Source organism: Klebsiella grimontii (assembly GCF_900200035.1).
GTDB lineage: Bacteria > Pseudomonadota > Gammaproteobacteria > Enterobacterales > Enterobacteriaceae > Klebsiella > Klebsiella grimontii.
The window spans coordinates 476,004-497,236 of record NZ_FZTC01000015.1; the positions used below are offsets into that span (position 1 = coordinate 476,004).

Consider the following 21,233-nt stretch of genomic DNA (forward strand, 5'->3'; position numbering starts at 1 on the left):
TTCGGTGATTGCCTGCCTCAGCGGATGCTCACGGGGAAACTGCGAAAGCGGGATAGGGCTCGCTCACGCAAGATCGAAAAGAGAACATCGGCGGCGAAGTAAATGTTAATTTATTGATTTTATTAATAATTAATCTTTTTTTATTTTTTCTTACCTATGGGACTCATTATGCGTACCTATCACTCTTCTGTTTTCCCGCTACGCAAAACGCTGCTGGCGTTAACCATCGGCGCAATCACCCATTCAGCCGCGGCGGCGGAAAGCAAGAAAAGCGAAGAAACCATGGTCGTCCAGGCAACGCCCGCCAGCGATTTTAAAGCCGGCGGCGATCTGGTGGTGCCTGCCTATCTCGACGGACAGGTGGCGAACGGCGGGCGTCTCGGGATGCTCGGCGAGCAAAACGCCATGGACGTTCCGTTTAGCATCATCGGTTATACCTCGAAGCTGATTCAGGACCAGCAGGCGAAAACCATCACCGACGTGGTGAGCAACGATGCCGGGGTTCAGCCGGTGCAGGGTTACGGTAACTATGCCGAGACCTACCGCATTCGCGGCCTCAAGTTTGACGGCGACGATATGACCCTGAGCGGGCTGGCCGGGGTGGTGCCGCGTCAGGTGGTGGATACCGCCATGCTTGAGCGGGTCGAAATTTTTAAAGGCGCCAACGCCCTGCTCAACGGCGCCGCCAGCTCCGGCGTCGGCGGGATGATTAACCTCGAACCTAAGCGCGCGGAAGATATCCCCACCGCCAACGTTGGCGTCGACTATACCTCGGATTCGCAGGTCGGCGGCTCGCTGGATTTAGGCCGTCGCTTTGGCGACGATAACCAGTTCGGCGCGCGGGTGAACCTGGTGCATCGCGAAGGCGAGGCGGCGGTCGACAATGACAAGCGCAGAACCACTCTGGCTTCGATTGGCCTCGATTATCGCGGTGAGCGCTTACGCAGCTCTTTTGACTTTGGCTATCAGAAGAAAACCTTCCACGGCGGCCCGATGGGGATCAATATTTCGGCCGTGGATTTTATCCCGCGTCTGCCGGATAACACCCATAACTACACGCAAAAATGGGCTTACAGCGATATCGAAAATGAGTTCGGTATGCTGAGAATGGAATACGACATTATTGATAAATGGACCGCCTACGCCTCGTTAGGGGCGCAGCATGCCCATGAGATTGGCCTGTATAGCGCCTCGAAGCTGATTGACCGGGCGGGCAACGCCACGGCGGGGCGCCTCGATACCAACCGCTATATTGATACCGCCAGCGGCATGGCGGGCCTTCGCGGCGAGTTCGCCACCGGTTTTGTATCGCACAGGGTCAACGTCGGCTATTCGGCGAAAACTCAAAACGACAAAACCGCATGGCGGATGTCGAAGGCGGCGGATAATCCGCTGGTGAACATCTACGATACCCGGCAGGTCGCGCCTCCGGCCAACGCTTCATTCGGCGGCGACTATGACGATCCGCTGACCAGCGGCCGCACCCGTTCCCAGGGCTGGCTGCTAAGCGACACCCTTGGCGTGCTCGACGATACGCTGCTGTTTACCGCTGGCGCGCGCCATCAAAAGGTAGTGGTGCGCAATTACAACAAAACCACCGGCCTGCAAACCGATGACGCATTTGATGACAGCCGCTGGATGCCCACTTACGGCGTGGTTTATAAGCCGTGGAAAGTGATTTCTTTATACGCCAACCATACCGAAGCGCTACAGCCGGGCAGCAATGCGCCAACCTCCGCTAAAAACTATGGTGAAAGCGTTGGGATCATTCACTCAAAACAGAACGAAGTCGGGGTGAAGGCCGATTTCGGCACAATTGGCGGCTCGCTGTCGCTGTTTGAAATTAAAATGCCGTCAGCGGTCCTCGACAGCAACGGCTATTACGGGCTTAACGGCGAGCAGCGTAACCGCGGCGTCGAATTTAATATCTTCGGCGAACCGCTGTATGGCCTGCGCCTTAACGCCAGCGCTACCTGGCTGGATGCCGAACTGTCGAAAACCGCGAAGGGTGTGAACGATGGTAAGAAAGCGATCGGCGTGCCGGGGTTCTACACGGTGCTTGGCGCAGAGTATGACATCAAGCCCATCGACGGTCTGACCGCCACCGCGCGCCTCAACCACTCGGGTTCGCAGTATGCCGATCAGGCGAACAGCAAGAAGATTGATAGCTATACCACCCTCGATCTCGGCGTGCGCTATCGACTGGCGCTTAACGAGAATCAAAACCAGATGACGGTACGCGCGGGTGTCGATAACGTAACGGATGAGAACTACTGGTCCGGCGCGGATGACAGCGGAACCTATCTGTTCCGCGGCGAACCGCGGACGTTCAAGGTATCGGTAGGTTACGCGTTCTGAGCCAAAATGCAGAGGCGGGCAGGGCCGATCGTCCCTTGTGATAAATCAATGAACGTATGAAGCCTGCGCATCTGCCGCTTGAAGTATGGCGAGTATAAGTGTTAAAAGGTGCCCCTTCATATAAATACACAGGGGATCGACGTGAAAGACGCGTCAACGTCGTCGGAGACCGTAGAGGAAAGCGGCCCGACGCTGCACCGCGGTTTACAGAACCGACATATCCAACTTATCGCCCTTGGCGGCGCCATCGGTACCGGCCTGTTTCTCGGCATCGGGCCAGCGATTCAAATGGCGGGACCGGCGGTCCTGCTCGGCTATGCCGTCGCCGGCATCGTCGCCTTTTTGATCATGCGCCAGCTTGGCGAAATGGTCGTTGAAGAGCCGGTTTCTGGCTCCTTTGCCCACTTTGCCTATAAATACTGGGGCCCGTTCGCCGGTTTTCTTTCCGGCTGGAACTACTGGGTAATGTTCGTGCTGGTGGGGATGGCGGAGCTGACCGCCGCCGGCATCTATATGCAGTACTGGCTGCCGGACGTGCCGACGTGGATCTGGGCCGCCGCTTTCTTCCTCATTATCAACGCCGTGAACCTCGTAAACGTTCGCCTTTACGGCGAAGCGGAGTTCTGGTTCGCGCTGATTAAGGTGCTGGCGATTATCGGCATGATTGGCTTTGGCCTGTGGATGCTGTTCGGCGGCCACGGCGGAAGTAAAGCGGGAATCGATAACCTGTGGAAACACGGCGGTTTCTTCGCCACCGGCTGGCACGGCCTGATTATGTCGCTGGCGGTCATTATGTTCTCCTTCGGCGGACTGGAGCTTATTGGCATTACTGCCGCAGAAGCGCAGAACCCGGAAAAGAGCATCCCGAAAGCGGTTAACCAAGTGGTATACCGTATTCTGTTGTTTTATATCGGTTCGCTGGTGGTTCTGCTGGCGCTCTATCCGTGGGTGGAAATCCAATCCGACAGCAGCCCGTTCGTAATGATCTTCCATAATCTTGACAGCAACGTGGTGGCTTCTGCGCTGAACTTTGTGATTCTGGTGGCTTCATTGTCGGTTTATAACAGCGGCGTGTACTCCAACAGCCGGATGCTGTTTGGACTGTCGGTGCAGGGCAACGCGCCGAAGTTTCTCGCCCGCGTCAGCAAGCGCGGCGTGCCGGTCAACTCCCTGCTGCTTTCCGGGATTATTACCTCCCTGGTGGTGGTGCTTAACTATCTGCTGCCGCAGAAAGCCCTCGGCCTGCTGATGGCGCTGGTGGTGGCGACGCTGCTGTTGAACTGGATCATGATCTGCCTGGCGCACCTGAAATTCCGCGCCGCCCAACGGCGCAAGGGGCGCGAGCCGAAGTTTAAAGCTCTGCTGTCGCCCGCCAGTAACTATATCTGTATCGCCTTTCTGGCGCTGATCCTGGTGCTGATGTGCACCATCGACGGGATGCGTCTGTCGGCGATTCTGCTGCCGGTGTGGATCCTGTTCCTGTTTGCGGCCTTTAAAACCCTGCGCCGGACGGCGTAGCGCGCGATCGCCCCGCCGTCCGGCGGGGTATCTTCCACTTTTATTGTGATCTTCTTCGCGCTTAGCGTATTTTGCTCGCGATCTTCTTTTTGTAATCGATTACTTTTTATTTGAGCGTATTTGTAATCGATTACTTTTTTGAGGGCGGTCGAAATGGTCACAACAACCGAAGGTCGTGAAAGTCCCCGCGTAGCCCACCGTTTTCTGGTGCCGCGGCTGTCGTTAATGATGTTTATGCAGTTCTTTATCTGGGGTAGCTGGTCGGTGACGCTGGGGCTGGTGATGACCCGCTATGAGATGTCGCTGCTGATCGGCGATGCTTTCTCCGCCGGGCCGATTGCGTCTATTCTCTCGCCGTTTGTGCTGGGCATGCTGGTCGATCGTTTTTTCGCTTCGCAGAAGGTGATGGCGGTGATGCATCTGGCCGGCGCGGTGATTCTATGGTTTGTCCCGCAGGCGCTGGTGGCGCAAAACGGCGCGCTGCTGATTGGCCTGCTGTTCGGCTATACCCTGTGCTATATGCCGACGCTGGCGCTGACCAATAACATCGCTTTCCATAGCCTGGCGAACGTCGATAAAACCTTCCCGGTGGTGCGCGTCTTCGGCACCATCGGCTGGATCATCGCCGGTATCTTTATCGGCGTGACGGGGATTTCCGATACCACTGGAATTTTCTCTGTTGCGGCGCTCTGTTCGGTGGCGCTGGCCGTTTATAGCCTGACGCTGCCGCACACGCCGGCCCCGGCGAAAGGGACCCCGGTCCAGTTTCGCGACCTGCTGTGCGCCGACGCCTTCGCGCTGCTGAAAACGCGTCACTTCCTGATTTTCTCCCTCTGCGCGACGCTGATTTCGATTCCGCTGGGGACCTACTACGCCTACACCGCGTCTTATCTTGCGGATGCCGGTATCGCGGACGTCAGCACCGCAATGTCTTTCGGTCAGATGTCAGAAATCTTCTTTATGCTGGTGATCCCGCTGCTGTTCCGCCGTCTCGGGGTGAAATACATGCTGCTGATCGGCATGGCGGCGTGGTTTGTACGCTATGCCTTCTTTGCGCTGGGCGTCAGCGAAGAGGGACGGTTCCTGCTTTATCTCGGCATCCTGCTGCACGGCGTCTGCTACGACTTTTTCTTTGTTGTCGGCTTTATCTATACCGATCGCGTGGCCGGTGAAAAGGTGAAGGGCCAGGCGCAGAGCATGATTGTGATGTTCACCTACGGTATCGGCATGCTGTTGGGATCGCAGATTTCCGGCGCGCTGTATAACCACCTGGTGGCAGGCCAGAGCGTACCGCAGGCGTGGGTCGCCTTCTGGTGGATCCCGGCGGTGGCCGCAGCGGTCATCGCCCTGATTTTCCTTTTCTCTTTCCAGTACAACGAGAAAGAGTCGCGTTAATTTTTCAGGAGGTGGTATGAAAACAATCAAGGGGCCGGGCATTTTTCTGGCGCAGTTTATCGGTTCGCAGGCGCCGTTTAATACCCTGGAGGGCCTGGCGCAGTGGGCTGCCGGTTTGGGCTATCAGGCATTGCAGATCCCCTGCAACCATCCGGCGATTTTCGATGTTGAACGCGCCGCCGCCAGCCAGACCTACTGCGATGAGGTGAGCGGCAAGCTGGCGGAGCATGGCCTGGCGATCGGCGAGCTGTCCACCCATCTTGAGGGTCAACTGGTGGCCGTTCACCCGGCTTATGATACGGCCTTTGACGCCTTTGCGCCCGCCGCGCTGCGCGGTAACCCGCAGGCGCGCCAGCAGTGGGCGGTAGAGAAAGTGCGCCAGGCGGCGGTGGCCTCTGCGCGTCTGGGGCTGAAAGCGCATGCCACCTTTTCCGGGGCGCTGGCGTGGCCTTATTTTTATCCGTGGCCGCCGCATAATCAGCCGCTTCTCGATGAGGCCTTTGATGAGCTGGCCCGGCGATGGCGGCCGCTGCTGGACGTTTTCGACGAACAGGGCGTGGATCTCTGCTACGAAATCCATCCCGGCGAAGATCTGCATGATGGCGTCACCTTTGAGCGTTTTCTGCAGCGCCTCGATAACCACCCGCGCTGCAACATACTCTATGATCCCAGCCACCTTCATCTTCAGCAGATGGATTACCTGGCCTTTATCGATATCTACCACGCGCGAATCAAAGCGTTTCACGTCAAAGACGCCGAATTCCGCCGCGACGGGCGCAGCGGGGTCTACGGCGGCTATCAGAACTGGCCGCAGCGGGCGGGGCGCTTTCGTTCGCTGGGCGACGGGCAGATCGATTTCAAAACGATTTTCAGCAAGCTCACCGAGTATGATTTTGACGGCTGGGCGGTGCTGGAGTGGGAGTGCTGCCTGAAGGACGCGGAGGTTGGCGCGCGCGAAGGCAGCGAGTTTATCCGCCGCCATATCATCCCGGTCTCCGGGCGGGCGTTTGATGATTTCGCCGCGGGCAAGGAGGGGAGAGAATGATCCAGGTCGGCATTATTGGTTCCGGGTTTATCGGGCCGGCGCACCTGGAGGCGCTGCGCCGGGTGGGGGATATCGAGGTGGTGGCGCTGTGCGACGGTAGCCTCGAGATGGCGCAGCAGAAGGCGCGTCAGCTCAACGTGGCGCACGCCTACGGCAGCGTCGAGGCGCTGCTGGCCCACCCCGGATTGCAGGTGGTGCATAACTGTACGCCGAACCACCTGCACGCGCGGATTAACCGCCAGATCCTCTCCGCCGGTCTGCACGTTTTTTCAGAAAAACCGCTCTGCATGACCGCGGAAGAAGCGCGTGAGCTGGTGGCGCTGGCGGAGGATGCCGGCGTGGTCCACGGGGTTAGCTTTGTCTATCGCCAGTTCGCCATGGTGCAGCAGGCGGCGGCGATGGTGCGCAACGGCGACGTCGGGAGGCTGTTTGCGGCGCATGGCAGCTATTTGCAGGACTGGATGCTGCTGGAAACCGACTATAACTGGCGGGTTGATTCAGCGCAGGGCGGCGCCTCGCGGGCGGTGGCCGACATTGGCTCCCACTGGTGCGATACGGTGCAGTTTATGACCGGTCGCCGCATTGTCGAGGTGATGGCGGATCTCTCTATCGTCTGGCCGACGCGTAAGGCGCCCGTCGCCGGGGATGCGACCTTTAGCCAGCATCGCGATAATGGCGCGTATGAGGCGCGGCCCGTCGACACCGAAGATTTGGGGTCGGTACTGTTCCGTTTTGATGACGGCAGTAAGGGCTGTTTTACCGTTTCGCAGGTCAGCGCCGGGAGAAAAAATGGCCTGACGGTAGAGATCAACGGCAGTAACTGTTCGCTGGCATGGGAGCAGGAGGTGCCGCAGCGGCTGTGGGTAGGTCATCGCCAGCAGCCAAACCAGCTGCTGAGCGACGATCCGAGCCTGATGCTCGGCGAGGCCGCCGCCAGCGCCCATTTCCCCGGCGGGCATAACGAAGGCTGGCCCGATGCGTTTAAAAATATGATGCTGAGCTTTTATCAGGCGGTGCGCGCCGGTGAGATGCCGCCGGCGTCGTCGCGGCGTTTCGCCTCGTTCTATGAGGGGGCGGACGTGATGTACATCGTTGATGCGATAGTGAAAAGCCATCAGCAGCAGCGCTGGGTGCAGGTGGAAAGATAAGCAGAAGGCGCGGTGCGCATTTCGCGCACCCGCTGTGTTATTTCACGCCAAAATAGCCGTCGAGATAGGTCCCGGCCAGTTCATTACCAAATAGCACGGCGTCTTTATTTTCCATCTCGTTGTCCCATTTATCGCTGGCGTTACCGTTGAACGCGTGCTGGGTTTTTGTGCCCTGCGCCACCTGCTGCCTGATGGCGTCGGCAGTACGGCGGGCGTCGCTTTCGCTCATCCCCGATTTTCTGTCCTGCTGGCCGCGGGCATAGATTTCAGTAAAGTTCGGCAGATTTAAGCGGTAGTTTTCCTGACGGTTAGTGGCGAAGTTACCGCCGACGAAATCGCTGCGGTGTGAAATAAAGTAGTAAGCGTGGCGTTCCGGTGAAGATTTTGAGGAGGTACAGCCGGAAAGGGCGGCGAGCGAACAGCCGAGCGCGATAAGCGCTATTTTGAGTTTCATTGATATCATCATCCATAATTATTAGAACAGGTATACCGATCATTCGGCGACAGAACAAAACGGTTAATTATAGATGTACGGTAGCACCTGAAGACCCATGAATCCAAGGGTCTTCAGGCAGCATTTTTTAGATCTGCGCCAGCCCGCCATCAACGTAGATTTCGGCGGCGTTAATAAAGCTCGCGTCGTCTGACGCCAGAAAAGCGACGGTTTTAGCGACCTCCTCGGGCTCGCCAATGCGGCCCAGCGGGACGTCGGCGGCCAGCATATCGAAGAGCCCCTGACGCTGCTCTTCTGCGACAAGTCCTCCCAGGCCGGGCGTACGGACGGGTCCCGGGCTGACCACATTCACGCGGATACCGCGATCCTTGAGATCCAGCGCCCATGAGCGTGCCAGATTACGCACGGCGGCCTTACTGGCGCTGTACACGCTGAAGTTCGCGGTGCCTTTCACCGCCGCGGTCGAGCCGGTAAGGATGATGGAAGCCCCCAGGGTCAACAGCGGCAAGGACTTCTGGACGGTGAACAGCACGCCGCGCACGTTGGTAGCGAAAATGCGATCGAAGTGCTCTTCCGTTATGGCGCCCAGCGGCATCATATCGCCGCCGCCCGCATTGGCAAAAAGCACATCCAGTCGCCCTGATTCGCTGGCAATGGTCGAAAACACCCTATCGAGGTCGCTTAATATCGAGGCATCGGCGCGGATCCCGCTGGCGGCGGGACCGATTAACGCGACCGCCGCATCAAGCTCTTCCTGACGGCGACCGGTGATATAGACCGTCGCTCCCTGCAAGGCCAGCTCCCGGGCTGATGCCAGGCCGATGCCCGAGGTGCCGCCGGTGACTAACGCGATTTTTGCCGAAAGTTTTTTACTCATGATGCACTTCCTTAACTAAAGTATGAATATGCCAATTGAGTCATCCACTTACCGTGACCACCTGGCGACTGAGTACGGGAGTCACTCTACCGTCAGCCACGGATGCAAAAAACGGAGTAATGTGAAAAACACTCTTCACGCCGGTGAATAATCAGCGACTGCTATCAGGAACAGCGAATAATGGATCGGTTTTCAGCCCTTAAAGTTTTTACGCGCGTTGTTGAAGCCAACAGCTTTACTCGGGCCGCAGACTCCCTGAATATGCCCAATGCCAGCCTTAGTAAAGCGATTCAACAGCTTGAATCGCATCTGGGCGTGTGCTTGCTACAGCGCACGACCCGGCGCATTACCGTCACGCCGGAAGGGCGCGAGTACTATGAAAAAGCGGTGCGGATTCTGAAAGAGCTGGATGAGGTGGATGCCTCATTTCGCGCTTCCCGCAATAAGCCAAAGGGCCATCTGCGCGTCGCGGTAGGCGGATCCACCGCTCGCGATGTGCTGATCCCGCTGTTGGCTGATTTTATAGCGACTTATCCGGATATCCGCATCGATCTGGCGGTCGCTGACAGCCCATCTGACCTTATCAGCGGCAATATTGACTGCGCGATCAGAGGCGGGCCGCTGGACGACTCGACGCTGATCGCGCGCAAAATCGGCGAAGCGACGATCGTGACCTGCGCCACGCCGGGCTATTTCAGGCTTTATGGTGTTCCCGCGTATCCCGATGAGCTGAAGAATGGACATCGGCTGGTCAGCTATTTATCTCCCGCCAGCGGAAGAGCCTTCCCGTTCCGCTTTCTGGCTAACGGCATCGCGCAAGAGATTAAAACGGAACATCACCTTGGCATAAATGAGAGCAACGCGCATATTGCGGCTGCGGAGGCTGGGCTGGGTATTGTGCAGACCTTCTCATATTCGCTGAGAAATGCGCTGGCGAACGGATTACTGGTGGAAATATTGAACAAATGGCGTCCGGCTCCTTATCCCTTTCACGTGGTTTATGCGCAGAATCGCCATGTCACTTCCCGGCTGCGCGTATTTATCGACTGGCTGGCGGAGACATTCCCGGCGGCGGTGAATGGGTCATTGCCCACAAGAAGCAAAGAATGATGATAGCCTGCGAATTTTATGTATTGCGTGATGATAAATTTAGTCACAAAAAAATATTATGCTCGCTTCGACTAAGGAAATCAGGTCAGATATGTTTTGATATATAGAATATGATATAGTTAAATTATAGGAGATTCTATTAAAATATTTAATAAGATCTGTTAACGTTATTTCCCCTAAGGTATGGAAGTATAAATTAGTCTTTTGTTTTCTATGCTTATAGTAAATATAATAGCAGCAGGAATTTTTGTTTATAGTATGTTTGATATTCCGTCTGTATCTTTTCGAAAATATTTTTAGCCACTCAAGAGGTAAGCGTAATGCCGGCAGGTGACCATGAGATTAAATGTATGGCGTGTGGTTTAAACTGCCCTATTGAAGCGGAAGATAAAATTGAACGTTCGCATTGTGGAGAGAGGAAATTTTCTGTATGGCCAGATAAAAACTATTTTTTCAAACGTGCGGTAAATGATCTGGTATTTCGTGAAATTACCTGTTTCCTGCCTGAAGGAATGGTGGTAGTGGATTTCTCTCTCGACAATATTTTGTATTTTCTGCATGAGGGATGGGCTGAAAAATTGCAGGAGACCGGGCTGAAAGTTATTTTGCTCGCGGATAAGAGCATGCTACCCATGGCTAATTTTTGGATGCTGCGCTCTGGATTATTATGGTCGGTGGTAGAGGTCAACGATGGTTTAACCAGCTTAATCAAGAAAATAAAACGCATCATGCTGGGGCGAAATCTTCGCTGCCGGCGCACACCGTCGTTGACAGAGCATGAAATGAAGACGCTGCGCCTGCTGGCAGATGGGCACTCCAGTCAGGATATCGCCCGCATCATGGCGTGCGATACCCGCAGCGTCTACCGCTTTCAATACTCTTTATGCAAAAAGTTTGGCGGGCTCAACCGCCTGCGCGAGCTGCGCTTCAGGCATAATATCCCCGCTCTGGATTAGCGGCGGTTAGCCCGGCGAATTCATAAAACAGCCCTTTCCTAACTGATGATAGCGGCCTAATGCGACAATGTATTTCCTGTTGCTAGTCTTCGCCTCGGGGCCTGTCCAGCTCTCCCCTGGCAGCATATAAAATTGCGTTGAACTTTCATCGTCACCATCGCAGCCTTTCTGCAGAATGACTCTAAAATAGGTATTGCCAGTATTTTTAATGGTGCCTGTGGCTTCATTAATTTCATATTGGAATCGCGTCTTACGCGGGCGCACGATGAGAATTGTGCTCATCGATACCGAAGGGACAACATTCAGTTTTTTCTGATCCTGACGCCAGGGGAAAACCGTTACGGGCGTCTCCTTAAAGATCACCCGATAATAGCGCTCAACGTCATCTTTAGGCCCACGGTAATAGAGCTTAAAATATTCCTGACCTTTGGCCTGCACGGTGAACTGCAGCGGCGACCAGACCAGATCTTTATCCTGACCGGGCACCGGTCGCTCATTACCGTTGCCCGGCCGGGAGATTTTGTAAGCCGAAATGGTATATAAGTTAGTGCTTTTTGTATCGTTGACCAGCGGCCGGGAGATAAAATCTTTGCTGGCATCCATATCATAAATGATGGAATCAAAGTACACCGCGGAAGCGGGCTGAATACACAGCCCGCATAATCCGATGACAAGGATTTTTTGCATCACACCCCCCGGTCCACGCCGACCCACGTGGCGGTCACTTTTACATCGCCGGTGGCGCTGACGGTCCCCATCCAGTCATGACCATTGGTGGTGAATTGTGAATGTGGGTCATCCATCGGAAACAGCAGTTTCAGCGTGGTGGTAAAAAAGAAACCATCGTTGACGTTGGCGTTCCAGGCCGTTTGTACCCAAACGGCGTTGGTCATATCGACAGGCGCTTCGCCGCAGCTGTTGCGGACTTTTACCGCTTTACCGGTAGCGGATGTCCATTCGAGGTAGGCCGGGACCGGTACTTTTAGCGTCTCGTCCGCTGAGGTAAACAGGCAGAACGGCAAGCCATACATGTTGACGGAGTCGCCAATCACCTGGGCGGTAATACTGTCGGCCTGACGCGACGCGGAGGTGGTGACTTTATACTCAAAGGTGATGGGCTCTTCGCTACCGATTTTGCCGGATGCTTTGGGATGAGAAGTCCCGTCGCTGGCGACAATGCTAATCCCGTATTCCCGTGGGATGATGTTAATTAATGTTGATGGCGTGAACTGATAATAACCCGATTGTGGCGTGACGGAGTTATCAAAATAGAAGGTAAACAGAGCATCCTTGTTGGTTAAATCCGTTCCTGCCTTGAGGACTTTTTGGAAAAAGGCGTTGGACAGGAATACGTAAACGTACTCGCCTGACGGTTTGAAAACCTTGTTATAGGTGCTGACCGTACCAAAATTGGTCCAGCTTGCCCCATCACCGCTGTACTTTACGTCAGATGACGAGGGAGAAAATCCCAGCATCGCCGTGTCGATCACCATCCGGAAATCCAGTAAGGTGGTGAGAGTTTTAGTCTCCTGAAAACTGTAAGACACCATTTTACAGATGATCCCCGAAGCACTCCCGACCACACCCATTTGACACAAATCAGAGCCGAGGTTAACGCTTGGCGTGCCATCGCTGGCAATCCACACTTCTGCCAGAGCACCGGTACTGTTTAACTTCAGATGCGAGACCTTTTCGAGGTTGAACGTGTAGTAGCGCCATGTTCCCCCGCTGGGGAGGTCTTTACAGCGAACGCCGGAGGCAAAGTCATAATCGGTATTGGAATTCATGTAGCAAAGATTAAGCTGCAAAGAATCGATGGTCCCCACCGGCCGATCGCGAAAATACTCATAGGCCGACTGGCTCAGCGCTCCGGCGCCGTAATAACCGTTTGCTACGGTGTTGCCGGACATCGCATGATAGTAGCCGTCTTTATCGATGACATCGGGAGAAATATAGCCAGACGCCGGGCAGCTTGAGCCCGTAGACATGCAGCGGATCCCGAGAAATGGCTGGTTAATGGGCGAATTCTCGATCCACAGGTCGAAGTAGCGGTTGGCGTAAGCCCAGCCGATGTAGGTTATATATCCCAGGCTACGCTGGTTAGTCGGATATTTTGTCCAGACGTTGGCTCCGGTGAAGCGCGGGTCGAGGGAGCTGGTGGTGATGAAATATTCGTCATCAACATCATTGTCGATAAACATATAGGAGTTGCTGCCGCTTCCGCTGTTACTGGGGGTGAGCGCCATAGCCGGCGCAGCCAGCAGCCAGCCGGCCAGCAGCATGATGCTCTGGGGTTTAATAGACATTCTTAACATCTCCAGTCACTGATGCCGTTTGTTGTTGGATCTCACAAGGAATCTCCCCGACCCATACGGCGCCTTTCGCTTCACTCAGATCCAGATCCACTTCGCAAATGCCGCCGAATTTATCCACCAGGGTAATCACTGGATAACGCTTATCGACGTCCATGGCGAACTCACCGAGTTCGTCGGTTCGGGTTTTACCAATGTGGTTATGAATATCGGCGTTGGCGTAGTAACCGCCGCGACGGTCTTTCACCCGGCCAAATACGGTGACCAGCTGTTTGACTTCCGGATTAATCACGCTGACGTTGCCCGGATAGAGCACGACTTTGCTGCGGCGGTCGGTCACGATGTCGACGCTGTCTTCTGAGTTTTTGTCGTTCATCAGCTCCACCTTATATTCCGCGTAAGGCGGAAGGCTGATGAAGTTGCTTTTGCCGGTGAGGGGATAGCTTTGACCGTTGATCTGCGCCATCATCTGGCCCTTGCCGCTGAAGTTGGTGTTGACCACCAGGCCTGCGGTTTGGGTACCTTTTCCGGCATAGATATTTTTTTCCGTCCAGGCCACGCTGCCCTGCGAGCTCAGGCTGTAGTTTGAACTGTGCCGCGATGAGCGGCTAACGGAGACGGTGCCAGCGTTATATTTGGTGTCATAGCTAACGTAACCATTGGCGGCGTAATCGTCGGAACGATAGCGGCTATCGTCATTTTTATTCTGTTTAATCTGCTTCGAAACCGATGCCCCAACCTGAGTAATGGCGCTGTTGTCAAAGCTTTTGCGCAGCGTGGCGTTCGCCAGCATGTTTCCGTTCTGGCTGGACACCCCGGTGCTGAGCCAGGTAGAGAAGGGGATAGAGACGTCAATATTGACGTACTTATCGCGCAGATTTTCATGGTTGTTGTACTGATAGTTCTGAATACCGGCGCGTAGCGTGACGGTTGCGTAGCGATTAGCTAACAGCGATTGATCGTAATCGACGTTGGTATAGGTGCTCCCGGTATATTTGTTATTGGTGCGGCTGACGCTCAGCGTACCGAGGAACGGCGCGATTTTGCGCAGGTTAGCGTTGGCGCCGACGGTCACGTAGTCGTTTTGCTGCATCGGTAGCGCGTTACCGATGGAACTGTACTGGCGCGACCCCCACAGGTTGCCATACCCGTCCGGTAAACTCATGTTGAAGGTGGAGGTACTCTGCCAGCTGCCGTCGGTAGCGAGCAGCCCCTGCTGGTTAAAGCTGAACGCGTTGTTGAAAATCACGTTCGCTTCCGTTTCATTGACGCCGTAATTGTCAAAACCGTAGAGCGTGGTTTTCAGATTCACGCCGGAAAGCCAGGGTTGGCTGGTTGCAGCGGCGACCCCGGCAATCCACGTATTCCGTGTGCCATAATTGATGTTGTATTTATGGCGATAGTCCATCTTGTTGTATTCGAGGCTGCCCGCGAAAGTTTGCCACGAGAGATCGCCGGTCACGCTCGATTTCCGGGCGAACGTTTTATTGATGTTCGCCGTCCGGCTGCTGACCACGCGCCCGTTAACGACCACCTGTATATCAACGTTGTAGATGCCAAACGGCAGGCGTGACGTATCGAGCTCGTAGCTACCCATCGAGAAGTTTTGAATGCTGAGCAGTTTGCCGTCACGATAAACGTGAACTTCGCCGGCGGCCGGCAGGAACACCGTTACGGGCACCAGAGCAAGCGTATTGTCCTGCGTTTGGGAACTGCTTTTATTGCCATAGCTGATGCCGTAAATGCGGCTGGAGTTCAGGGCGCTCATGCTGGCGATCGATTGCAGATTCCAGGTATCCACCATCCCCATTGCGAAGCGGCGTCCCTGATAGTCACGTTCGTACATCGAGCGATACAGTTTACCCTGTTGGTTGCCGGTACCAATCCCGTAGAGGGAACCGTTAAAATTCAGATGGTGCTCCCGCAGCGACCAGGTATTGTCCAGCGTCAGATAGCTGCTGGCGCTATCGGTATTCTCATATTTGTTGTAATAGCTCCCCATCGAGTAATTCAGCACGCTCGAGAGATTCTGAGCAGTGGATTCCCCAAGCATATTGGTACGCGGCAAAATAGCGGCCTGCATGGCTGCCCGGTTAACCGTCAGCTCAAGATAAAAGGAACGCGTATCGAGTGAGAGAGAGGCGTCTTTGTTGATATAAACGCGCTGACCGTCGCCGATGCTTTTGTCCTGCATGTCGTTGAGCAATGATTTTATCTGAGGTGATAATTCGGTTCGTTCCGGCAGATCGCTGAGCGCGATCTGGTTCAGGCGAAACTCATTATCCTTGATGGTAAGGATGGCATCAGCGATTTTTTGCTGGCTGCGTTGGGTACTATTATCGCCTTCATAACGAATAAAAACAGGGACCGACATGCCCTGATATAACGCGTTAGCAAATACCGAAGGAATAACATAGTTACTGACTTTAACTGGCGCTGTGGCATTAGCTGCCCAACCCTGGTTTACCGTAATCAATAACCCAGCGAACAACGTCCCTTTGACATAACCAAGATTATCCATAATATTACTCAGTTTACATTTATATATTGCTCACCGTGCCATATTCCAATTCGTGTTTTTTTGTTGGTGAGATCGGTATGCTTTATTTTTACGCTGATACCAGGCATGACATAATAGCGTTCACGACAGCCTTTCCCCTCATCCTTCGCTTTATCACGACAGGGTCCGTAGGAGATAACGCGGAATGAAGCGTTACCGGTATTGGTTACCGTGTCATTATCGCGACGATAGTCAAATCTTTCTTCACGCGGCGCGACCACCAGAATCGTACCAATAATGGCCGAGGTCGTTGCCTCGCCCTGTTTTTTCTTTTTATTGGCTTCAAACTCGGTCACCGGCTCATCGGTCCAGGATATGCGATAATAACGTTCCTGGTTATCCTGAGGTCCTTTGTAAAAAAAACGAAAGTTCTCTTTAGCATTTCCAGGTAATATCAGACTGGCTGGTGTTGATAATAATTCCGATCTGCTCGCCATCGGGATAACCTTGCCGCCGGCCATAGGCGATGAGATACGCTCCACGCTGACGCTAACGTAACGTGCCGTATCGGTGGTATTAATGATTTCTTTTGCCAGCGTCGAGGCGTCCGGCCCCATTATTGAGGTGACGTCTCCGACATTAATGGCATGGGAGGAGGGCGTCACGGTGAATAAAAAGAGAGAGAGTAATAATGGATTCAGTTTCATGGCGCATCCTTATAAGGAGGCCGAAGCCTCCTTGTCATACCGGACAGGTGTTGGCTACACCTGATTAGATAGTCCATTCCGCATTGAACTGAACGCGAACGTCGCCGCTCCAGTAACCGTCGGTTAAATCTTTGAACTCAGCGGCGGTGCTGCCGTCAGAAGTCGCGGAGTCGATAGTGAAATCGAAGTTACCCTGAGTGCTGACGCGATCGGCGCCTGCGAAGGCGGTCGCGACTGCCAGCGCATCCAGACCCGCGGAGATGTTGTTGGCGGTATCAATCATCGTTACCGGGGTGGTTTTGTTCAGCGCGTTGCCGTTCCAGCTCACACCAACGGCCAGAGTAGAGGCGTCAGTGGTACGGCTCAGGGTGTTGCTGACGATTTGAGAGGTCAGCGTGAAGTCAGTCGCGCCAGACTGGCCCTGGATGGTGATGTCAAAAGCGCCTTTCTGGGCGTTAAACGCTTTAATCCCTTCAGCGTACTGGAAGTTGAGGGATTTCAGCGGAGTGACAACCAGCGCGCTGGTGACGTCTTTAGTTGCGCTAGCATCCCAGCTGGCAGTGGCGGAAGTGGTCACGTTAGCCATTGCACTGGTAGAGATAAGAGCCGCAGCCACAACACCCGCTAATACGATTTTTTTCATTTTAAATTTCCTGAGAATAATTAAGTTAGTTCCATTTATGGAGTTATTGCTACAAATACTGATAATGACTTTATCCAGATAGAATAATGTTTAACTTCCCTCTGCCTCCCATCTTATTCTGCAAGCTGAGCTTGATTGCGTAAATTCTCTTTTCTGCCATCTGCAATTCTTTTGCTATCTCTTTAACCGACTTCTCTGCGAGTAAATGATCGAGTACCAATACCTCTTGATCGCTAAGTTTTTGACGGTAACCTCGAGCATCTCTTTGACCGAGAAACGAAAGCTGTATTTTCTTTTCAATCTCATCTCGAGTATCGCCGGTATTGATAATCGAAATTATCTGCTGACAGCGGTGTTTCCAGTACAGCGCCAGCGGCTGCGCTAATCTGTCGGCAATCAAAATTACCCGCAAGCCTGTTTTGAGCAGATATTCAATCCATTTATTATTGGTGAATAATCTGATGTTGTAGCGAGAAAAATCAACAAAAATATATCCAGAATTAGAGAAGTTGTAGTGCTTGTTAATTAAAAAACAATGCACACCATTTTTTAAATAGATATTTTTATCAGGCCATACGCAATAGTGAGTTTCAGTGCAGTTAATCGATTTTATCGTAGGTCGTGGATAGATTTCGCACTGATACTGACAGCTTATGCAGTATACCTTCTCATATTTCTGCGGAAGCATATGTCGATTTATTTCCCTATATTGCCTTACCCTATCGTTCAATGATGTGGCTATATTATGGCTAGTTAATAAATGTGACAACTTTAATTTCTGGAGAGTTATATAGATGAAAAATGTGTAAATTCTTAAGTCCAAAAATTGTCTGGATTTATACTAACCTACTATTATGAATAAGAAAAATCTTAAGATACAGAATTTTATGTCGATCTCTCTTTAAGAATAATCCATAGTTACCAGGAATTTTCTCGCTGAATCGGGGAGAATTGGTTAAAAAAAAACAGCACAATAAGTCAAAAAAAACGCTATCTCATCGCTGTCTGTTAATTTTGTGTTTTTATTTTGTTTTATTTCGTGGGGGTTATTCTGTAATGCCCTTATTTTTGTAAGGGAAAGTTGCGATATTTTGGATTGTGGGGGAAAGGATTGTCTGGCGAAATATGATCTGGCGTACAAAATGGGGCGTTTTTAAGAGCTAAAACACGTCGCAGTTTGAAGGGAGGTGAATCAGCAGGATGTGCTAAATCTTAACCGGAAGATGCGGACAAATGTTTCTTGTGGAAGTGGGGCGCTTCAGCCTGAACTGGCTCTGCCTGCAGGCCGCCGCAACGCCACCGGAACGACGGCACCATGGATTTTGGCTTGCAGACAAATGAACCAAGACTTTCGATGCGCCCCGGGCGCTTACGCCTTTTTCAGCAGAGGAAGCAGGTGATTCTCGGTAAGAGGAGCAAGCTTAATATGCCGATCCTGGCCCGGCGTATACCAGATAACTTCTTCTATTTCTGCCGTCGGTGTAAAGCTCGCTCTGTTGGTTGCTATTTGAAAGATATCCGCAGAGAGCGTATGGCCCGGCTCGTTTGCCGCCGTATCGGTGAAGCGGCCTACCGGAACCAGTTCTTCAGGTGAGACGAGGAAGTTGAGCTCCTCTTCGAGCTCGCGGATCAGCGCCGCCTCCGAGGCTTCCCCGATTTCAGGCTTTCCCCCAGGCTGCATAAAGTATTCCGTCCCTCGTTTGCGTACTAAGAGACAGCGTCCTTGACCGTCGGTGATCATTGCCGCCGCGATGTGAATATTTTTTATGGTGTTCAAGAGATACCCCAGTTATATGCCGATGACGTTCAACGGCCAGCGTACGTTTCGCCTCTCGCGAAACAACGCCGACGCTATCATGATAGCGACCTTAGCGTGCTAATCAATCCCGTCGATTCTTGCAAAACCTGCTGACGGCGCGGACGGCGCTCATTTATGATAGCCTGCGAAATATAACGTCTATGCGGGAAGTGCAGCCTCTATGTCAATTCAGAAAATCGCTCGTCTGGCGGGCGTCTCGGTGGCGACGGTATCGCGGGTATTGAATAACAGCGATACCGTGAAAGCGAAGAATCGCGAACGTGTGCTGCAGGCGATCAAAGAGAGTAACTACCAGCCGAATTTGCTGGCCCGCCAGCTGCGAACGGCCCGCAGCAATATGATTCTGGTGATGGTCTCGAATATCGCCAACCCCTTTTGCGCCGAAGTGGTCAAGGGTATTGAAGAAGAGGCGGAAAAGAACGGCTACCGGATTCTGCTGTGTAATTCCGGTTCGGATTTAGCCCGTTCCACCTCGGGCCTGCAGCTGCTTTCCGGCAAAATGGTCGACGGCATCATCACCATGAACGCGCTCTCCAGCCTGCCGGAACTGACCACCATGATCGGCGACGCGCCCTGGGTTCAGTGCGCGGAATACGCCGATAACGGCAGTATCTCCTGCGTCGGCATCAACGACGTCGACGCGGCGCAGGGCGCCGTTTCCCGGCTGGTCGACGGCGGGCGCAGACGCATTGCTTTAATCAACCACGATCTCAGCTACCGCTATTCCCGTCTGCGCGAGCGCGGCTATAAAAGCGTGCTGCACGTTCGCGAGCTGGACTATCAGCAGGTGATCTACGCCAGCGACTTAAGCGCCGCAGCCGGTACAAAGGCGATGGAGACGCTGCTGGCTCAGGAAGAGAAGCCGGATGCGGTGTTTACGGTTTCCGATTCGCTGGCGGCGGGCGCGCTGCGGGCCATTGCGCAGGCCGGGCTGCGGGTACCGGAAGATATCGCGGTGGTCGGCTTTGATGGCACCGAACTCGCTGAAGTGGTATCGCCGCAGTTGACCACCGTGGAACAGCCTTCACGCGAAATTGGCCGTACCGCCGTGACGTTATTAATGAAAAGGATCGATAATCCCGACGCTGCGGTTGAGCGGGTGATGATGGACTGGCGCGTCATTTCCCGCGCCAGTGCCTGAGGATATTACTGAGTAAACGCGCCCGCCAGCGAACGAATATCGTTGCCGGTGGGGGACTGATGGATCCGCAAGCCGAATTCGTCAACCACCGCAAATACGTGGTCGAAAATATCCGCCTGGATGCTCTCATACTCTGCCCACACTACCGTGTTGGTGAAGCAATAGATCTCAATCGGCAAACCATTGGCGTCCGGTGCCAGCTGGCGAACCATTAGCGTCATATCTTTGCGGATGCGCGGATGATTACGCAAATATTCCTGCAAATACGCGCGGAAGGTGCCGATATTGGTCATCTTGCGCTGATTCAATATCGATTGATCGGCGGCGTTCTGCTGGTTCCACAGGCTGATTTCCTGATGACGCGAATCCATATACGGCTTCAGCAGCCGGGCCTGAATTAAGCGCTGCTGCTCCTGTTCATCGAGAAAATGAATGCTGGTGGTATCGATATTCAGGCTGCGCTTAATGCGGCGGCCGCCGGAGGCCGACATACCGCTCCAGTTTTTAAACGAGTCGGAAACCAACGACCAGGTGGGAATAGTGGTGATGGTGTTATCCCAGTTGCGCACCTTCACCGTGGTCAGCCCGATGTCGATCACCGCGCCGTCGGCGCCATATTTCGGCATCTCCAGCCAGTCGCCGAGTTTGAGCATATCGTTGGCGGAGAGCTGGATCCCAGCGACCAGGCCGAGAATCGGGTCTTTGAACACCAGCATCAGTACCGCGGCCATCGCGCCGAGGCCGCTAATCAGAATCGCCGGCGACTGGCCAATCAGTAAGGAGATGACCAGAATGCCGACAATAATCGCGCAGACCAGCTTAATTCCCTGAAATATGCCTTTAAGCGGCAGCTGAGAGGCGGTGGCGAATTTCTGCGATAAATTGAACACCACGTCCAGCAGCGAGAAGAAGGACAGCATCGCGTAGATCATTACCCACAGCTGGGCGCAGGTGGTGAGGATTTCCGCCGCCTCGCTGCCTTTTTGCAGCCACAACACCGCCTGCACGTTGACGATAATCCCCTGCAGGGTGAAGGCCAGACGATGAAACAATTTGTTCTGGGTAATAATTTGCAACCACAGGTGGCTGCTGGCCTGCGCCCGCTTTTCGAAGGTACGCAGCACCACTTTGTGCAGAATAAGGTGAACGACAATCGCCGTCAGAAAAATAATGCCGAAGATAATAATGAGTGAGGTCGTGGGGGTAATTTTGATGCCTAATGCGGCGATTTGCGATATTAATTCCTGCAT

Annotated in this window: 17 protein-coding genes and 1 pseudogene; 8 read left to right on the plus strand and 10 right to left on the minus strand. The window is 53.7% G+C overall.

Annotated features, from left to right (window positions below; genetic code table 11):
- Window positions 1-156 precede the first annotated feature (156 nt).
- The 5 genes from KOSB73_RS10020 to KOSB73_RS10040 all read left to right on the plus strand — a co-directional run bounded on the left by KOSB73_RS10020 (window position 157) and on the right by KOSB73_RS10040 (window position 7,464).
- Complete coding sequence (locus KOSB73_RS10020; RefSeq protein WP_375364145.1) at window positions 157-2,358, plus strand: TonB-dependent receptor; 2,202 nt, start codon at window positions 157-159, stop codon at window positions 2,356-2,358.
- A 141-nt stretch (window positions 2,359-2,499) separates the two neighbouring features.
- Window positions 2,500-3,876, plus strand: coding sequence for a phenylalanine transporter (pheP, locus tag KOSB73_RS10025; protein ID WP_024358888.1), 1,377 nt, complete (start codon window positions 2,500-2,502; stop codon window positions 3,874-3,876).
- Between the two features lie 153 nt (window positions 3,877-4,029).
- Window positions 4,030-5,271, plus strand: a complete 1,242-nt coding sequence (locus KOSB73_RS10030; RefSeq protein WP_004135314.1) for an MFS transporter — start codon at window positions 4,030-4,032, stop codon at window positions 5,269-5,271.
- Between the two features lie 16 nt (window positions 5,272-5,287).
- Window positions 5,288-6,316: a sugar phosphate isomerase/epimerase family protein gene (locus tag KOSB73_RS10035; protein WP_024358887.1), complete on the plus strand. Its 1,029-nt coding sequence runs from the start codon at window positions 5,288-5,290 to the stop codon at window positions 6,314-6,316.
- On the plus strand, window positions 6,313-7,464 hold the full coding sequence (locus KOSB73_RS10040; protein WP_024358886.1) for a Gfo/Idh/MocA family protein: 1,152 nt from the start codon (window positions 6,313-6,315) through the stop codon (window positions 7,462-7,464). The genes KOSB73_RS10035 and KOSB73_RS10040 overlap by 4 nt, the downstream gene beginning before the upstream one ends.
- A 37-nt stretch (window positions 7,465-7,501) precedes the next feature.
- On the opposite strand, the gene KOSB73_RS10045 is transcribed toward KOSB73_RS10040, so the two are convergent.
- Both KOSB73_RS10045 and KOSB73_RS10050 read right to left on the minus strand, forming a co-directional pair.
- Window positions 7,502-7,918, minus strand: a complete 417-nt coding sequence (locus KOSB73_RS10045) for an Exc2 family lipoprotein (RefSeq protein ID WP_004135319.1) — start codon at window positions 7,916-7,918, stop codon at window positions 7,502-7,504.
- A 127-nt stretch (window positions 7,919-8,045) separates the two neighbouring features.
- A complete protein-coding gene (locus tag KOSB73_RS10050; protein ID WP_004135321.1) occupies window positions 8,046-8,795 on the minus strand; it encodes an SDR family NAD(P)-dependent oxidoreductase in 750 nt (249 codons plus the stop codon).
- Window positions 8,796-8,975: 180 nt separating this feature from the next.
- On the opposite strand from KOSB73_RS10050, the gene KOSB73_RS10055 reads away from it, so the two are divergent.
- Window positions 8,976-9,905: a LysR family transcriptional regulator gene (locus KOSB73_RS10055; protein WP_098140480.1), complete on the plus strand. Its 930-nt coding sequence runs from the start codon at window positions 8,976-8,978 to the stop codon at window positions 9,903-9,905.
- A 258-nt stretch (window positions 9,906-10,163) separates the two neighbouring features.
- Window positions 10,164-10,861, plus strand: a pseudogene (locus KOSB73_RS10060) (helix-turn-helix transcriptional regulator).
- Between the two features lie 6 nt (window positions 10,862-10,867).
- Here the strand turns inward: KOSB73_RS10060 and KOSB73_RS10065 are convergent.
- The 7 genes from KOSB73_RS10065 to KOSB73_RS10095 all read right to left on the minus strand — a co-directional run bounded on the left by KOSB73_RS10065 (window position 10,868) and on the right by KOSB73_RS10095 (window position 18,791).
- Window positions 10,868-11,551, minus strand: coding sequence for a fimbrial biogenesis chaperone (locus KOSB73_RS10065; RefSeq protein WP_024358883.1), 684 nt, complete (start codon window positions 11,549-11,551; stop codon window positions 10,868-10,870).
- Complete coding sequence (locus tag KOSB73_RS10070) at window positions 11,548-13,167, minus strand: fimbrial protein (protein WP_098140481.1); 1,620 nt, start codon at window positions 13,165-13,167, stop codon at window positions 11,548-11,550. The genes KOSB73_RS10065 and KOSB73_RS10070 overlap by 4 nt, the downstream gene beginning before the upstream one ends.
- Window positions 13,157-15,694 carry a TcfC E-set like domain-containing protein gene (locus KOSB73_RS10075; protein WP_064371461.1) on the minus strand — a complete coding sequence of 846 codons (2,538 nt, stop codon included), beginning with the start codon at window positions 15,692-15,694 and terminating at the stop codon, window positions 13,157-13,159. Before KOSB73_RS10075 ends, KOSB73_RS10070 begins: the two co-directional genes overlap by 11 nt.
- Window positions 15,695-15,702: 8 nt before the next feature.
- A complete protein-coding gene (locus tag KOSB73_RS10080) occupies window positions 15,703-16,380 on the minus strand; it encodes an EcpB family pilus assembly chaperone (RefSeq protein ID WP_049087495.1) in 678 nt (225 codons plus the stop codon).
- Between the two features lie 64 nt (window positions 16,381-16,444).
- Window positions 16,445-17,023 carry a common pilus major fimbrillin subunit EcpA gene (gene ecpA, locus KOSB73_RS10085; protein ID WP_024358879.1) on the minus strand — a complete coding sequence of 193 codons (579 nt, stop codon included), beginning with the start codon at window positions 17,021-17,023 and terminating at the stop codon, window positions 16,445-16,447.
- A 70-nt stretch (window positions 17,024-17,093) separates the two neighbouring features.
- Window positions 17,094-17,711: a LuxR C-terminal-related transcriptional regulator gene (locus KOSB73_RS10090; RefSeq protein WP_004135339.1), complete on the minus strand. Its 618-nt coding sequence runs from the start codon at window positions 17,709-17,711 to the stop codon at window positions 17,094-17,096.
- A 681-nt stretch (window positions 17,712-18,392) separates the two neighbouring features.
- A complete protein-coding gene (locus KOSB73_RS10095; protein ID WP_024358878.1) occupies window positions 18,393-18,791 on the minus strand; it encodes an NUDIX hydrolase in 399 nt (132 codons plus the stop codon).
- Between the two features lie 211 nt (window positions 18,792-19,002).
- On the opposite strand from KOSB73_RS10095, the gene KOSB73_RS10100 reads away from it, so the two are divergent.
- A complete protein-coding gene (locus KOSB73_RS10100) occupies window positions 19,003-19,983 on the plus strand; it encodes a LacI family DNA-binding transcriptional regulator (RefSeq protein WP_064362425.1) in 981 nt (326 codons plus the stop codon).
- Window positions 19,984-19,988: 5 nt separating this feature from the next.
- Here KOSB73_RS10100 and KOSB73_RS10105 read toward each other — a convergent pair whose 3' ends face one another.
- A complete protein-coding gene (locus tag KOSB73_RS10105; RefSeq protein ID WP_064411382.1) occupies window positions 19,989-21,233 on the minus strand; it encodes a mechanosensitive ion channel family protein in 1,245 nt (414 codons plus the stop codon).

Bases quoted from the DNA above. Each gene is read 5' to 3' on its own strand.
- KOSB73_RS10035 (WP_024358887.1), top strand. From the start codon at position 5,288: ATGAAAACAATCAAGGGGCCGGGCATTTTTCTGGCGCAGTTTATCGGT.
- KOSB73_RS10105 (WP_064411382.1), bottom strand. From the start codon at position 21,233: ATGCAGGAATTAATATCGCAAATCGCCGCATTAGGCATCAAAATTACC.
- KOSB73_RS10040 (WP_024358886.1), top strand. From the start codon at position 6,313: ATGATCCAGGTCGGCATTATTGGTTCCGGGTTTATCGGGCCGGCGCAC.
- KOSB73_RS10050 (WP_004135321.1), bottom strand. From the start codon at position 8,795: ATGAGTAAAAAACTTTCGGCAAAAATCGCGTTAGTCACCGGCGGCACC.
- KOSB73_RS10070 (WP_098140481.1), bottom strand. From the start codon at position 13,167: ATGTCTATTAAACCCCAGAGCATCATGCTGCTGGCCGGCTGGCTGCTG.
- KOSB73_RS10075 (WP_064371461.1), bottom strand. From the start codon at position 15,694: ATGGATAATCTTGGTTATGTCAAAGGGACGTTGTTCGCTGGGTTATTG.
- ecpA (WP_024358879.1), bottom strand. From the start codon at position 17,023: ATGAAAAAAATCGTATTAGCGGGTGTTGTGGCTGCGGCTCTTATCTCT.
- KOSB73_RS10100 (WP_064362425.1), top strand. From the start codon at position 19,003: ATGTCAATTCAGAAAATCGCTCGTCTGGCGGGCGTCTCGGTGGCGACG.
- KOSB73_RS10080 (WP_049087495.1), bottom strand. From the start codon at position 16,380: ATGAAACTGAATCCATTATTACTCTCTCTCTTTTTATTCACCGTGACG.
- KOSB73_RS10090 (WP_004135339.1), bottom strand. From the start codon at position 17,711: ATGCTTCCGCAGAAATATGAGAAGGTATACTGCATAAGCTGTCAGTAT.
- KOSB73_RS10030 (WP_004135314.1), top strand. From the start codon at position 4,030: ATGGTCACAACAACCGAAGGTCGTGAAAGTCCCCGCGTAGCCCACCGT.
- KOSB73_RS10045 (WP_004135319.1), bottom strand. From the start codon at position 7,918: ATGAAACTCAAAATAGCGCTTATCGCGCTCGGCTGTTCGCTCGCCGCC.
- KOSB73_RS10055 (WP_098140480.1), top strand. From the start codon at position 8,976: ATGGATCGGTTTTCAGCCCTTAAAGTTTTTACGCGCGTTGTTGAAGCC.
- KOSB73_RS10020 (WP_375364145.1), top strand. From the start codon at position 157: ATGGGACTCATTATGCGTACCTATCACTCTTCTGTTTTCCCGCTACGC.